The following is a 13,881-nucleotide window of genomic DNA, read 5'->3' on the forward strand; positions in this document are numbered from 1 at the left end:
TCCCCGGGATCGCGCCACGTGCGTGTGAGCGCAACGTATCGACGCGAATACCGGGGGCGTGGCACAACAGGGACGAGTTCACCCGCGGCCCCGGTTGCGTGCCCGTCCGGGTGACCGCGGCCCGCCGGACCCGTCACCCGCCCCGGGCGGTGCACGCGGGTTGCACGCCGGCTGCCGGCGCCGCCCCGGACACTGCGGGATCACTGAGAGGACCTGAGAGGAGGAGAACGTGAGACTGGCCAGATACACGATCCGGGCCGCGGTGGTGCTCGTCGTGGCAGCCCTGCCGCTGGTCGCCGCGGCGCCGGCCGGCGCGGCGAGTGCCGACCGGCGGATCATCGTCTACTCGACCACGAGCTGACCGCTCAGGCGCCCGGCTCGCCGTCGACGCGTTGCCACACGACGCGGACGTGTTCCTGGGCGAGCCGGGCCGCCTTCTCGGCGTCGCGGTCGCGGAAGACGTCGAGCAGGGGCAGGTGCGAGCGGGCCACCTCGTCCTCGGCGAAGTACACCTTGTTGGAGATCGCGGTGAAGCCGCGCAGCACCGGCTCCACCAGGGTCCACATCCGCGGCAGCAGCGGGTTGCCGGACAGCTCGAACACCGAGCGGTGGAAGGCCACGTCGGCCTCGATCACGCCCGGCCGGTCGCCGGCCCGCGACGCCTCGAACATCCGGTCGACGCTGGCCTGGAGCGCGTCGAGCGCGTCGTCGGGGGCGTGCGCGCAGAACTCGCGGGCGGCCACCGCCTCCAGGGCCTCGCGAACCAGGTACGACCGGCGGGCCTGCTCGTCGCTCAGCTCGGCGACGTAGGTCCCGCGGCGCGGCAACTGCAACACCAGGCCCTCGTGCGCCAGCCGGCGCAGCGCGTCGCGGACCGGCGCCTGCGAGACCCCGAACGACCGGGCCATCTCCGCCTCGACCAGCCGCTCGCCGGGCGTCAGGGTGCCGGCCACGATGTCGGCGCGGATCGCGGTGTAGATCTGGTCGCTCAGCAGGCCCGTGACGAGCGGTGCGCGCTGCGGTGTGTTGTCGGCCAACCCAGGTTCCTCCCCGTGAGGCTAACGATAGTCGATTTTATCCGCGGTTCAGTGTGAATGCCGAGGCACGTCGTGGCCACTGCCGCCGACCAGGAAGTCGAGGTCGGCGCCGCTGCTCGCGGGCAGGACGTGGGCAATGTACAGCGACGTCCAGCCCCGCGTCGCCGGCCGCGGCGGCGGCGTCCAGACGGCCCGGCGCCGGGCCAGCTCGGCGGGGTCGACGAGCAGGTCGAGCCGGCGCTGCGCCACGTCGATCCGGATCAGGTCGCCGGTCTCGACGAGCGCGAGCGGGCCGCCCTCGGCCGCCTCCGGCGCGGTATGCAGGACGCAGGCGCCGAAGCCGGTCCCGCTCATCCGCGCGTCGGAGATCCGCAGCAGGTCGGTCACCCCCTGCTCCAGCAGGCGCCGCGGGATCGGCATGTTGCCCACCTCGGGGAAGCCCGGGTAGCCCTTCGGCCCGGCGTTGCGCACCACGAGCACGGTATCCGCGGTGACCGGCAGGTCCAGGTCCTCGCACACGGCCGCGTAGTCCTCGATCCGGTCGAACACCAGGGCCGGGCCGGTGTGCTGCAGCAGGTGCGGCGAGGCGGCCGAGACCTTGAGCACGGCCCCGTCCGGGGCGAGGCTGCCGCGCAGCACGGCGGTGCCCGCCCCCGGCGGCTGGAACGGCCGGTCGCGCGGCGTGATGACCTCGGGGTTCCAGCAGGTGGCGCCGGCCAGGTTGGCGCCGACCGTGGTGCCGGCGACGGTCATGGGGGAGTGGTCGAGCAGGTCGCCCAGCTCGGCCATGAGCGCCGGCAGGCCGCCGGCGTAGTAGAAGTCCTCCATCAGGAACCGGCCCGACGGCATCATGTCGGCCAGCACCGGCACGTCGCGGGTGAGGGTGTCGAAGTCGTCGAGGGCGAGGTCGACGCCGGCCCGCCCGGCCAGGGCGAGGAGGTGCACGACGGCGTTGGTCGAGCCGCCGAGCGCGGCGTTGACCCGCACGGCGTTCTCGAAGGCGGCCCGGGTGAGGATGTGCGAGGGCCGCAGCCCCTCGCGGGCCAGGGCGACCGCCCGCCGCCCGGCCTGGTGGGCCACGACGGTGCGGCGGGAGTCGACGGCCGGGATCGCGGCCGACCCCGGCAGCTGCATCCCGAGGGCCTCGGCCAGGCAGGCCATCGTCGAGGCCGTGCCCATCGTCATGCAGTGCCCGGGGCTGCGGGCCATGCACGCCTCGGCCTCGGCGAACTCGCCGGCGGTCATGGTGCCGGCCCGGACCTCCTCGCTGAAGCGCCACACGTCGGTGCCGGAGCCGATGTCGCGGCCGCGGAACTTGCCGTTGAGCATCGGCCCGCCGGTCACCATGATGGCCGGGACGTCGACGCTGGCCGCGCCCATGAGCATCGCGGGGGTCGTCTTGTCGCACCCGGCGAGCAGCACCACGGCGTCGATCGGGTTGGCCCGGATGTTCTCCTCGACCTCCATCGACAGCAGGTTGCGGTACAGCATCGTGGTGGGCCGCATGAGCGCCTCACCGAGCGACATCGTGGGGAACTCCAGCGGGAACCCGCCGGCCTCCCACACGCCGCGCTTGACCGCCTCGGCGACCGAGCGCAGGTGGGCGTTGCACGGGGTGAGCTCGGAGGCGGTGTTGGCGATGCCGACGACGGGCCGCCCGTCGAAGACCTCCGACGGGAAGCCCTGGTTGCGCATCCACGAGCGGTGGATGAACCCGTTGCGCCCCTCGGCCGCGAACCACTCCGAACTGCGCAGCGGCAGCATCACAGCACCCCGAACGTGGCGAGGGCCTCGGTGCTCGACATGCCGCCCTCGATCGCGGCCCGCACCTTGTTCTCGCTGGTCGCCTTGGCCAGGGCCAGCTCCAGCACCTCGTCCTCGATGCCGGCGGGCACGATGACCACGCCGTCGACGTCGGCGACGACGAGGTCGCCCGGGTGGACCGCGACCCCGCCGATCTCGATCGGGATCCGGTAGTCCACGACCGTGGCCCGGACCGCGGCGTCCTGGGCGTAGGCGCCGCGGCTGAAGACCGGCCACTGCTGGGCGAGCACCCGCGGGGTGTCGCGGTGGTAGCCGTCGATGACGGCGCCGGCCGCGCCGCGCACCCGGGCGGTGGTGGTCAGCAGCTCGCCCCAGGCGGCGCACTCCAGCCGGCCGGAGCGAGCGAGGTACACCTCGTCGGGCTCAAGCTGGTCGAGGGCCTCGGTCAGCCGGCCGAACGGCCGGTCCTGCGGCCCGAACACGTCGGCGATGAGCACCGGCATGGCGCGGCCGACGAGCCGCATGCCGGGGTCCAGCGGCCGGATGTGCGGGGGCAGGATCTGGTGCCGCCGGCCGAGCTGGTCGAGCACGTCGCCCAGCACGGGGGTGTACAGCAGCTGCTTGATGCTTTCGAACGAGACGCTGGTCAATGGTCAGCCTTTCACGGCGCCGGCGGTGAGCCCGGCGATGATGCGGCGCTGGAAGACGAGGACGACGAGGACGATGGGGACGCAGACCACGACGCCGGCCGCCATCTGCTGCCCGAACGGCTGCTGGAACTGCGAGGAGCCGGCCAGGCGGGCGATGGCGACGGTGACGGGGCTGGCATTGGCGGTGAGGCTCATCGAGCTGGCCACGAGGTACTCGTTCCAGACCGTGATGAACACGAGGATGGTGGTGGTGAAGACGGCCGGCGCGGCGATCGGCAGGATGACCCGCCGGAACGCCTGCGGGCGGCTGCACCCGTCGATCTGCGCGGCCTCCTCCAGCCCCCACGGCAGGTCGATGAAGAAGCTGGTGAGCACCCACACCGCCAGGGGCAGCGCGAAGCTCAGGTCGGGCACGACCAGCGCGGGGTACGTGTCGATCAGGCCCCAGTCGCTGAACAGCTTGAACATCGGCGTGACGAGCGAGATGCCGGGGAACATCGCGGCCGACAGCACCGCGCCGAGCACCAGGCCCTTGCCGCGGAAGCGCAGCCGGGCCAGGGCGTAGGCGGCGCTGACCGCCATCACCAGCGCGAGCAGCGTGGTGACGGAGGCGATGACGGCGCTGTTGCGCAGCGCGAGCAGGAAGCGGGCGTTGCCGCCGAGCACGTCGGCGTAGTTGGCCAGCGTCGGCGCGGCCGGCAGCGGGGCGTTGCTGAGGATGTCCTGCTCGCCGCGCAGGCTCGACACGACCATCCAGTAGAACGGCGCCAGGCTGTACACGGTCAGCAGGACGAGCCCGAGGGCGGTGCCCAGCCGCCGCCACCCGCGGCCCACGACCGACCTGCGGCTCCCGACCGACCTGCGGCTCCCGACCGGCCCGCGGCTCACGACCGGCCTCCGGCGATGCGGGCGCCGGTCGCCTTGATGAAGGCCAGGGCGACGAGGAAGATCAGCAGGAAGGTGAGGGTGGACAGGGCCGAGCCGTAGCCCACCCGCACCTGCCCGATTGCGAGCTGCTGGGTGAGCAGCGACAGCGTCGTGGTGCCGTTGGCGCCGTTGGTGAGGATCGCCGGCACGTCGTACATCCGCAGCGCGTCGAGGATCCGGAAGAGCACCGCCACGGCCGTCGCCGGCGCCAGCATGGGCAGCGTGACGCGGGTGAACCGCTTCCACGCGCCGGCGCCGTCGACCTTGGCCGCCTCGTACATCTCGCCGGGGATCGTCTGCAGGCCGGCGAGCAGCAGCAGCGCGACGAACGGGGCGGTCTTCCACACGTCGATGATCACGACGGCGGCCCGCGCCGGCCCTTCCGCGCCGGTCCACAGGGTCTCGGCGCCGGTGAGGGCGTTGACGACCCCGCCGGTGCTGAACATCCACTGCCACAGCACGGTGGCGACCGCGGTCGGCACGGCCCACGGCACCAGCACGCAGACCCGGGCGAACGCCTTGCCCCGCTTGAGCTGGTGCATGAACAGCGCCATCGCCAGGCCGACCGCGAGCTCCAGCGCGACGACGACGAGGGTGAACCCGCCCGTGGTGGCGGCCGCGGACCAGAAGCGGCCCGCGTCGGCGCCCCACAGCGCCCGCGCGTAGTTGTCCACGCCCACGAACTCGGGCACGCCCGCGATCGGGTCGGAGAACAGCGACAGGTTGACGGCGAGCAGTAGGGGGTAGCCGATCACCAGGGCGAGCACCAGCAGCGTGGGCAGGAGCAGCCCGGCCGCGGACAGCCCGTCGAGGCGTCGCCTCGTCGTCGTCGCGCCGCTCACTGCCGGGCCAGGGCTTCCGTCACGGCGGTCTGGAGCTTGGCCACGGCGTCCTCGGCCGTCCCGCTGCCCTGCAGAGCGGCGTAGGCGGACTCCTGGACCGCGAGGGACAGGCCGGCCCAGTTGGTGCTCTGCGGCAGCGGTACCGCCGTGTCGAGCGCCTTCGCCAGCCCCTCCAGGTAGGGGTACTGCTTGACCAGCTCGGCGTCCTTGTAGAGCTCGGCGAGCACCGGCGACAGCCCCAGCTTGGTCAGCAGGACGCGCTGCTGCTGCGGCGCGACGAGGAACTCGACGAAGTCGGCGGCGGTCTCCTGGTGCTTGCTGTAGCTGCTGATCGCGAGGTTCCAGCCGCCGAGCGCCGGCTTGCCGGCCCCGCTGCGGCCCGGGAGCGGCGCCATGCCGACCTTGCCGGCGACCTTGTTGCCCTCGCCGGGCTTGCTCGCCAGGTTGTACACGTACGGCCAGTTGCGCAGGAACAGCAGCTCGCCGTTCATGAACGCCTTGCGGCTGTCCTCCTCCTGGTAGGTGATCGCCGCCTTCGGGATGGTCCCGTCGCGGAAGCTCTCCACCAGGAACTTCACGCCGTCGAGCGCCTCGGGGGTGTCGAGGGTGGCCTTGGTACCGCCGGCGTCGACGACGGACCCGCCGGCCGACGCGACGGCCTCGCTCACGTTGACCGTCAGCCCGTCGTACTTGGCGAACTGGCCGGCGTAGCAGCCGATGTTGTTGGCCTTCGCGACCGCGCACGCCTGCTTGAGCTCGGCCCAGGTCTTCGGCGGGGTGCTGACCAGGTCGGTGCGGTAGTACAGCAGGCCGGCGTCGGTGAACCACGGGATCGCGTAGGTCTTGCCGGTGAACCGGCCGGTCGACAGCGGCGCGGGCATGATCTTGCCGGTGTCGACGGCGCTCGCCGGGATCTCGGCGATCCAGCCGCGGGCGGCGAACTCGGGCGTCCACACGCTGTTGATCCGGGCCACGTCGACCCGGTCGCTGCGGGCCTGGAAGTTCTGGGCCAGCGCGGTGTGCGCCTGGTCGGAGGTCGACGACTGCTCGAGCAGCGTCACCTTCTCGTCGGGGTGGGCGGTGTTCCACGCCTGCACGAGCTCGTCGGTGCCGCCGCTGGGGTCGGCGGCGGTCATGAACGTGATGGGGCCGCGGCCGCTCAGCCCGGCGGCCGGCGGGGGTGTGCTCGCGCTCGGCGTGCACCCGGCCGCGGCCGCCACGCAGGCGATCGCGGCCACGGCACCGGTTAGGGCGCCAGGCAGCTGTCTGGGTCTCATGATCGCTCTCTTCTGCTCAGCGACCCTCGCAGGGGTGTCGGATCGCTAATCGATTGACGATAAGCGAGACGCTAGGTTACGGTGATCATCGTGTCAATGGCCGACCCGCCGGCGGCGCCCGATTGGGTGTCCGACCTGGTCATCTACGAGCTCAACCCGCGGACCTTCACGTCGCCGCACGGGCCCGGCGCCGACGGGCACGGCAGCGGCACGTTCGCGAGCCTCGCCGAGCGGCTGCCCTACCTGGCCGACCTCGGCGTGAACGCGATCTGGATGGCGGGCCACGCCCGCTCCACCGACCACTTCTACGGCATCTGGTCGGCCTACGCGGCCGACCGGCCCGATCTTGTCGACCCGGCCCTCGGCACGCCCGAGGACCTGCGCGCGCTCGTCGCCGCCGCCCACGCCCACGGCATCCGGGTGCTGCTCGACGTCATCGCCCACGGCGTGGTCACCGGCAGCGCGCTCGTGCGGGAGCACCCCGGGTGGTTCCGCGGCGGCAGCTGGGGCATGGCCGACTTCGACTACACCGACCCCGGGTTCCGGCAGTGGTGGGTCGAGCTGTGGACGGGCTACGTCCGCGACTTCGACGTCGACGGCTACCGGGTCGACGTGTCGCTCGTCGACCCGGCCGTGTGGGACGAGATCACCGCCCGCTGCGCCGCGCTCGGCAAGCCGATCGCGGTCATCCCGGAGAACGGCCGCTACCACCTCGGCCAGCAGGAGGTGCACGGGCCGGCCCTCGACCCGGTGCTCGACTGGGCCGTCGCGCGGGAGTTCCACGGCAACCGGCTCACCCTGCGCCAGCTCAGCTGCCACGACCGCGGCTGGGAGGCGCTGCCCGGCAACCACTACGTGGCCCGGGGCAGCCGGGCCAAGCTCGGCTACGGGCTGCTGCTCAACCCGCAGGTGCCGCTGTTCTTCGCCGGCGAGGAGTTCGACGCCGACCCGGTGCCGCTGCCCCGGCTGCGGCAGGGGCTGTTCGGCACCGGCGGCCCGGGCGGCTGGCTCTACGGGTGCCGGCTGGACTGGTCGCAGCTCGATGACCCGGCCCGGCGGGCCGTGCACGACGACACGCGGCGCTTCCTCGCGGCCCGCCGGCGGTACCGTCATCTCGTCACCGCCGACCCCGGGGCCGGCGAGATGGTCCGGGCGGCCGGCAACGGGGCCTCGGCGCTGGTGCCGTGGCTGCGCTACCGGCCGGGGGAGGACGCCGTCCTCGTCGTCGGCAACGACCTGCCCCGGCCGGTCGAGTTCGCGCTGAGCCTGCCGCTGCGCGAGCTGGGGTTCGCCGGGGCGGAGACGGTCTGGGTCACCGACATTCTCGCCGACCCGGCGCCGCGCCCGATGACCCCGGACCAGCTGACCGACCTGCGGGTCGGCGTCGGCGCCGACTACACGCCGGGCGGCGGCGTGCGGGCCTTCCACCTGTCCCTGCTCGAACCTTCTGGAGAACCGCGATGAGCGTGGCCCTCGCCGTGATCGGCACGGGTGTCATCGGCGCCGACCACGTCCGGCGCCTCACCTCCGGCCCGTCGTCCGTCGCCGTCGTCACCGACATCGACGCGGCCCGGGCCGAGGCGGTGGCCCGGCAGTACGGCGTGCCCGAGGCGCACACCGACGGCCTCGCCGCCATCCTGGACCCGCGCGTCGACGCGGTCGTGGTCGCGTCGTCCGCCGCGTCGCACGCCGACCTCGTCATCGCCGCCGTCGCGGCCGGCAAGCCGGTCTTCTGCGAGAAGCCCCTCGCGACCACCGCCGAGGACTGCCGGCGGATCGTCGAGGTCGAGGCCGCCGCCGGCCGGCGGCTGGTCCAGGTCGGCTTCATGCGCCGCTACGACGAGGCGTGCCGCGAGCTCAAGCGGGTCGTCGACGGCGGGGAGCTCGGCGCGCCGCTGCTGCTGCACTGCCGGCACCGCAACCCGGCCGTCCCGGACACGTTCACCGACGAGATGATGATCAACGAGGCGGCGATCCACGAGATCGACCTCGTGCGGTGGCTGCTCGGCGAGGAGATCGCGGCGGTGAGCGTGGTCTGGCCGCGGCGCAGCGGCCGGGCACCCGCGGCGCTGCACGACCCGATGCTGGTGTGGCTGCGCACCACCGGCGGCACCGTCGTTGACGTCGAGGTCAACGTCAACGTCGGGTACGGCTACGACATCCGCGCGGAGGTCGTGGGCGAGCACGGCACGTTCGGTACGACACCCTCCATCGCCGCCCACTGGCTCGACCGCTTCCGGGACGCCTACGACGCCGAGCTGGCCGACTGGGTCCGCGCGGTCGCCGCCGGGGCTTCGCCGCCCGGGCCGACGGCCGAGGACGCGTACGCCGCGGCCGTCGTGGCCGACGCCTGCGTCGCCGCGTTCGGCGTGGACGGCTGGGTACCTATCGCAGGAGACCGCTCGCCGCGGTGACCCGGTCGACGGCCGTCTCCAGGGCGGCCGCGACCGCCGCCACGGTGTCCGGGCCGACCCGGCTCTGCGGGATCGACACGCTGATCGCGTCGGCCGGCGGGTCGCTCAGCGGCAGCGCCCGGGCGACGCACACGATCCCCTCGGTGTTCTCGCCGTTGTCGACGGCGTAGCCGCGCGCGCGGACCGCGCCCAGCTCGGCGTGCAGCGCGGGCAGGTCGGTGATCGTGTTGGCGGTCAGCCGGGGCAGCACCCCGGGCAGGGCGGCGCCGACCGCGGCCGGCGGCAGGCCGGCGAGCAGCGCCTTGCCCAGCGCCGTCGCGTGGGCGGGCAGGTGCCGGCCGATCGCGGAGTACAGCCGCAGCGGGTGCTTCGACTCGCGCTTGGCGACGTAGACGACATCGGCGCCGTCGAGCCGGCCCAGGTGGACGGTCTCGCCGAAGGTCGCCGACAGCTCGTCGAGGGCCGCGCCGAGCAGCGCGACGACGTCGTCCGTGTCGAGGTAGGCGGCGCCGACCCGCAGCGCGGTCAGGCCGAGGCCGAAGCGGGTGCCGGTCGGGTCGGTTTCGATCCATCCACGCTGGGCAATCGTGCGCAGGATGCCGTGCAGGCTGCTCTTCGGGATGCCGAGGTCGCGCGCGAGGTCGCCGAGGGTGCGCGGGCCGCCCGCGGCGAGCACCTCGAGGATCTCCAGGGTTCGGTCGGCTGACTTGACCGGCTGTGTCATGGCTCCTATGTTCACATACGTGACCGACGTTCACGATACTGAACAGACCATTGCCGCCGGCGGCCTCGTCCCCGTCGTCGTCCTCCAGGACGCCGCCGACGCCGCCCCGCTCGCCGAGGCGCTGCTCGCCGGCGGGCTGCGCTGCGTCGAGGTGACCTTCCGCACCGACGCCGCCGCCGCGGCGATCGCCACCATGGCCCGCTATCCGGAGCTGCTCGTCGGCGCCGGCACGGTGCTGACCGTCGACCAGGCCGCCCGGGCCCTCGAGTCCGGGGCCCGGTTCGTGGTCTCCCCGGGCTTCGGCCCCGCCGTCGTGCGCAACTGCGTCGAGGCCGGCGTGCCCGTGTACCCGGGCGCCGCCACCGCCACCGAGATCCAGATGGCGGTCGACGCCGGGCTGCGCACCGTGAAGTTCTTCCCGGCCGAGCCGCTCGGCGGCGCGCCGATGGTGAAGGCGCTCGCCGCCCCGTTCCGCGACATGCGGTTCATCCCGACCGGCGGGATCACCAGCGCGCAGCTGCCCGCCTACCTCGCGCTGCCGTCCGTGCTCGCCGTCGGCGGCACCTGGATGGTCGCGCCGGACCTGCTCGCCGCCCGCGACTGGGCCGAGGTCACCCGCCGGACCGCCGCCGCCGTGGCGGTCGCCGCCAACTCGCGCAAGGAGCGCTGATGCTGCAGATCCGCCCGGCCGCCGAGTGCCGGTTCGACGCCGTCTCGCTCGGCGAGATCATGCTCCGCCTCGACCCGGGCGAGGGTCGCATCCGCACGGCCCGGCAGTTCCGGGCCTGGGAGGGCGGCGGTGAGTACAACGTGGCCCGCGGCCTGCGCCGCTGCTTCGGCCTGCGCACCGCGGTGGTCACCGCCTTCGTGGACAACGAGGTGGGCCGCCTCCTCGAGGATCTGGTACTGCAGGGCGGCGTCGACACGTCGTTCGTGCAGTGGGTGAAGGACGACGGCGTCGGGCGCACCGTGCGCAACGGCCTCAACTTCACCGAGCGCGGCTTCGGCGTGCGCGGCGCCGTCGGCGTCTCCGACCGCGGCCTGACCGCGGCCAGCCAGCTGCGCCCCGACTCGGTGGACTGGGAGCACCTCTTCGGCACGCTCGGCGTCCGCTGGCTGCACACCGGCGGCATCTACGCGGCGCTGTCCGACTCCACCCCGGACGTCGTCGAGGCCGCGATGGAGGCCGCCCACCGGCACGGCACGATCGTCTCCTACGACCTGAACTACCGGCCGAGCCTGTGGAAGAGCATCGGCGGCAAGGAGCGGGCCCAGGAGGTCAACCGCCGCCTGGCGCAGTACGTCAACGTGATGATCGGCAACGAGGAGGACTTCACCGCCTGCCTCGGCCTGGAGGTCCCCGGCGTCGACGAGCACCTGACCAACCTCGACGTCCGCGGCTTCGAGCAGATGATCGCCAAGGCCGTCGAGACGTACCCGAACTTCGCCGTGGTCGCCACGACCCTGCGCACGGTGCGCAGCGCGACGGTGAACGACTGGGGCGCGGTGGCCTACGCCGACGGCAAGTTCGTCCAGGCCACCCACCGCCCGGCCCTGGAGATCCTGGACCGGGTGGGCGGCGGCGACAGCTTCGCCTCGGGCCTGATCTACGGCCTGCTCACGACCGGCGACGTGCAGACCGCCGTGGAGTACGGCGCGGCCCACGGCGCCCTGGCCATGACCACACCGGGCGACACGTCGATGGCGTCACTGCGCGAGGTGGAGGCGCTGGTGCGCGGCGCGGGAGCCCGCGTGCAGCGCTGACCGAGCCACGGACGAGGGAGTGGGCGGAATCCGCCCACTCCCTTTTCGGTGTTTCAGCTCGGTGGCGTCGCCGCCTTGGGCCTGTGGCAGGGCGCGGGGGCCGCTGCGCCAACAGCGGCCCCCGCAGTGCCGATGCGTGTCCGGGCTAACAGACGCGGCGTCGGGCTTTCAACTCTCTCTGGCGGACCGTTCCGGCTAACGGCACCGGAGACAACGACCGGGCGTAGGTCACAGCCCGTGGCTATGCTGCCCGGGGTGAGCGCGACGTCGCCGGGTGGCAGTGGCGGTGCGACTGTCGCGTGCGCGATTGTGACACTGCCGCGGTACCGAGTGGGTGTGAACTGTGCGGGGCTGCTGCGCCAACAGCGCCCCCGGCGGTGCCGATGCGTGTCCGGGCTGTCAGACGCGGCGTCGGGTGTTCAACCTCGTCCTGACGGACCATTCCGGCTGTAGAAGCCCGAGGTCCGGGCTGCGTGGACCTCCAATTGGGTGGCGTCATTGTTCGTGTTTTCTGCCGTGGTCTGGCTTCGCGGTTCCCGTTGGGCCACGATGATGACGTTGTGTTAATTCCGGGTCCGCGATGACGCCAATCGTCGCGGTGGGGGTCTCGGAGTCCGCACGCACTGTGTCCGGGCTATCGACCGAAGGGAACGCTGCAGGATGTCGGGTGTCACATCGCATGCTTATCTCGATCTTGTTTTGCGAACGCGGTTGTCCATGTTGACCGCTACAGCCGGTGCCACCGGCGGTCTGCTCGCCAGCGGTGTGCCGCCGTTGCAGGCGGTAGTGGTCGCCGCGGCTGCTACCGCGGGTGGCGCCGAGGTCGGTTGCCGGTTGACGTTGCCGCACATCGCGCCGAGGACTGTTGTCTCGGTTCTGGTTGTGGTGCTGACGCTGGTCGTGCTTATGGTGCGGCTTGGCTATCCGGCGACGGAATGCTTGGCGGTGGTATTGGCGGCAGCCTGGTTCGCTGCCGAATTCGCTCGCCGGGTGACCAGCCTGGTCCTGCGGCCGTCTGCTTCCGCTGTCTGATTGATCAACGCCAACATGGTCGGGAGACGAGAGAGTCCCATCGACCCGCGCGCGCCGTTCGCGGATTTCGCGAACGGCCTGCGGGCGTTACGGGCCGACAGCATGAAGACGTACGACGAGATCGCGGCAGAGGTCAACTTCTGCCGGTCGGTGTTGTGCACGGCCGCCAGCGGCCGGCAGTTGCCGACGTGGGAGGTGACCAGCGCCTATGTGCGGGCTTGCGGTGGCTCCGAACCCGAATGGATGGGGCGGTGGGAACTGGAAGCGCGTCGTCGGCAGCGGAGGAGGTGGCGTCCGTGACCGACCAGCTTGCGGCAACGAAACCAGCCGACGTGCACGAAGTCGATGTGCGGGCGCTTGCCCGGAACGGGCAGCTCGCAACGTACTACCAGTCTGTGGTCGGCCACCGGAGGCGAGCGGTCATGGCGGCTGTGTACGAGATCGTCGCTCCCATTGTGTTCGAGCGCCTCACCCGCAAGATCGAGCTGCGGAGGCGGCACTACGGCTGCGCCGTGTCGATCCGGGGCCTCGAGCCGGATTGCCTCGACCGTTACCACGACGACGTCGAGGCGGTGATCGACGACCTGTTCCGGCGCGCGCAGATTCCGATCACCAACCTCGAAGCGTGGGTCGTCGGCAGAATGGAGGCGGCCACCGTCGATGCGCATCGCCGTCGGCGGGGCGCCGTCGGCGCGCTCCAGCGGCCACGAGTCCCGAATTGGCTGGTGGACGCGCTCGGCGATGACCCATGGCTCGTGGAACTCGCCACTGCGATGCTCGTCTGGGTCGGCAATTCAGTTACGGCTGGCGCGGATGTGTGGCCCATCCAGAGTTGGGCTGAACGCCGTGCCCGGATGACCGGCGAACATCGCGCCGCAACGCAGGCCACCTCGGCAGACGTGCAGTGTGTCCTTGCGGCGATGCGGCGGCGCCCAGCCTGGTACGACGCCTACGTGGAGCGTCCACTCGGGCGCAAGGTGGCGCCGGTGGCGATGCAGCGCGAGGAGTCCGACAAGCCCCCCACCCCGCTGCTGCTCAGCGAGCCGTACGACACCGACGATGCTGAACTGCGTGCCCTTGCCACGGTGGCGATGGAGGCCATCACCGATCGGGTGCACGCAGGTGACGATCCGTCCGCTGCGGTCACCGAGGTTCTGAGCACGGTGTTCAAGCCAACCCGCATCGGAACCCATGACCTGGAGCCGCCGCGGCACGACGCTATCGGCAACATCGACGAACTCATCGCAGACAAGGCCGTGGTCGGTCGGGTCGTCACGACGGTGCTGGACACGATCGGTTCCGGCCAGGGCGAACCCCAGCGCCAGTCGTCCAGCGGCGGCCTGGCGCTTGCGACCACCACTCCGGAGCTCGGCAACACCGTCATCGGACGGTGGTACCGCCGGCTTTCCAGCAACCCGTCGGCCAAGCGCAGCCATTGGCGCACGAAGAC

General features: G+C 72.3%; 15 protein-coding genes. 8 read left to right on the forward strand and 7 right to left on the reverse strand.

Annotated features, from left to right (window positions below):
* The first annotated feature begins 229 nt into the window (after positions 1 to 229).
* Positions 230 to 361, forward strand: a complete 132-nt coding sequence (locus ABZS66_RS43340) for a hypothetical protein (RefSeq protein ID WP_255782471.1) — start codon at positions 230 to 232, stop codon at positions 359 to 361.
* 4 nt (positions 362 to 365) lie between these two features.
* Here ABZS66_RS43340 and ABZS66_RS43345 read toward each other — a convergent pair whose 3' ends face one another.
* The 6 genes from ABZS66_RS43345 to ABZS66_RS43370 are packed head-to-tail and all read right to left on the reverse strand — an operon-like array spanning position 366 to position 6,497.
* On the reverse strand, positions 366 to 1,037 hold the full coding sequence (locus tag ABZS66_RS43345) for a GntR family transcriptional regulator (protein WP_354768441.1): 672 nt from the start codon (positions 1,035 to 1,037) through the stop codon (positions 366 to 368).
* A gap of 48 nt (positions 1,038 to 1,085) precedes the next feature.
* Positions 1,086 to 2,801 carry an IlvD/Edd family dehydratase gene (locus ABZS66_RS43350; protein WP_354768443.1) on the reverse strand — a complete coding sequence of 572 codons (1,716 nt, stop codon included), beginning with the start codon at positions 2,799 to 2,801 and terminating at the stop codon, positions 1,086 to 1,088.
* Positions 2,801 to 3,451, reverse strand: a complete 651-nt coding sequence (locus ABZS66_RS43355; protein ID WP_354768445.1) for an RraA family protein — start codon at positions 3,449 to 3,451, stop codon at positions 2,801 to 2,803. Before ABZS66_RS43355 ends, ABZS66_RS43350 begins: the two co-directional genes overlap by 1 nt.
* A 3-nt stretch (positions 3,452 to 3,454) precedes the next feature.
* Entirely contained in the window at positions 3,455 to 4,285 is an 831-nt protein-coding gene (locus tag ABZS66_RS43360; protein ID WP_354768447.1) for a carbohydrate ABC transporter permease, read from the reverse strand.
* 50 nt (positions 4,286 to 4,335) lie between these two features.
* Positions 4,336 to 5,220: a sugar ABC transporter permease gene (locus ABZS66_RS43365; protein ID WP_354768449.1), complete on the reverse strand. Its 885-nt coding sequence runs from the start codon at positions 5,218 to 5,220 to the stop codon at positions 4,336 to 4,338.
* Complete coding sequence (locus ABZS66_RS43370; protein ID WP_354768451.1) at positions 5,217 to 6,497, reverse strand: ABC transporter substrate-binding protein; 1,281 nt, start codon at positions 6,495 to 6,497, stop codon at positions 5,217 to 5,219. The genes ABZS66_RS43365 and ABZS66_RS43370 overlap by 4 nt, the downstream gene beginning before the upstream one ends.
* Before the next feature lie 96 nt (positions 6,498 to 6,593).
* Between ABZS66_RS43370 and ABZS66_RS43375 the strand changes: the two genes are divergently transcribed.
* Both ABZS66_RS43375 and ABZS66_RS43380 read left to right on the forward strand, forming a co-directional pair.
* Positions 6,594 to 7,961, forward strand: a complete 1,368-nt coding sequence (locus ABZS66_RS43375; RefSeq protein WP_354768467.1) for an alpha-amylase family glycosyl hydrolase — start codon at positions 6,594 to 6,596, stop codon at positions 7,959 to 7,961.
* Positions 7,958 to 8,911 carry a Gfo/Idh/MocA family oxidoreductase gene (locus ABZS66_RS43380; protein ID WP_354768453.1) on the forward strand — a complete coding sequence of 318 codons (954 nt, stop codon included), beginning with the start codon at positions 7,958 to 7,960 and terminating at the stop codon, positions 8,909 to 8,911. The genes ABZS66_RS43375 and ABZS66_RS43380 overlap by 4 nt, the downstream gene beginning before the upstream one ends.
* Here the strand turns inward: ABZS66_RS43380 and ABZS66_RS43385 are convergent.
* Complete coding sequence (locus ABZS66_RS43385) at positions 8,883 to 9,635, reverse strand: IclR family transcriptional regulator (protein ID WP_354768455.1); 753 nt, start codon at positions 9,633 to 9,635, stop codon at positions 8,883 to 8,885. The two genes, ABZS66_RS43380 and ABZS66_RS43385, sit on opposite strands and share 29 nt — an antisense overlap.
* A gap of 19 nt (positions 9,636 to 9,654) precedes the next feature.
* Between ABZS66_RS43385 and eda the strand changes: the two genes are divergently transcribed.
* From eda to ABZS66_RS43410, 5 genes are all read left to right on the forward strand, one after another.
* Positions 9,655 to 10,305 (forward strand): bifunctional 4-hydroxy-2-oxoglutarate aldolase/2-dehydro-3-deoxy-phosphogluconate aldolase, encoded by a 651-nt coding sequence (eda, locus tag ABZS66_RS43390; RefSeq protein WP_354768457.1) that lies wholly within the window; start codon positions 9,655 to 9,657, stop codon positions 10,303 to 10,305.
* Positions 10,305 to 11,399 (forward strand): sugar kinase, encoded by a 1,095-nt coding sequence (locus ABZS66_RS43395; protein WP_354768459.1) that lies wholly within the window; start codon positions 10,305 to 10,307, stop codon positions 11,397 to 11,399. Before eda ends, ABZS66_RS43395 begins: the two co-directional genes overlap by 1 nt.
* 660 nt (positions 11,400 to 12,059) lie before the next feature.
* Positions 12,060 to 12,431, forward strand: coding sequence for a hypothetical protein (locus tag ABZS66_RS43400; RefSeq protein WP_354768461.1), 372 nt, complete (start codon positions 12,060 to 12,062; stop codon positions 12,429 to 12,431).
* Positions 12,432 to 12,731 carry a helix-turn-helix domain-containing protein gene (locus tag ABZS66_RS43405; RefSeq protein WP_354768463.1) on the forward strand — a complete coding sequence of 100 codons (300 nt, stop codon included), beginning with the start codon at positions 12,432 to 12,434 and terminating at the stop codon, positions 12,729 to 12,731.
* Positions 12,728 to 13,881 (forward strand): hypothetical protein (locus tag ABZS66_RS43410; RefSeq protein WP_354768465.1); only part of this gene is annotated, 1,154 nt, incomplete at its 3' end. The genes ABZS66_RS43405 and ABZS66_RS43410, both read left to right, overlap by 4 nt.

Source organism: Dactylosporangium sp. NPDC005572, from assembly GCF_040605515.1.
Lineage (GTDB): Bacteria > Actinomycetota > Actinomycetes > Mycobacteriales > Micromonosporaceae > Dactylosporangium.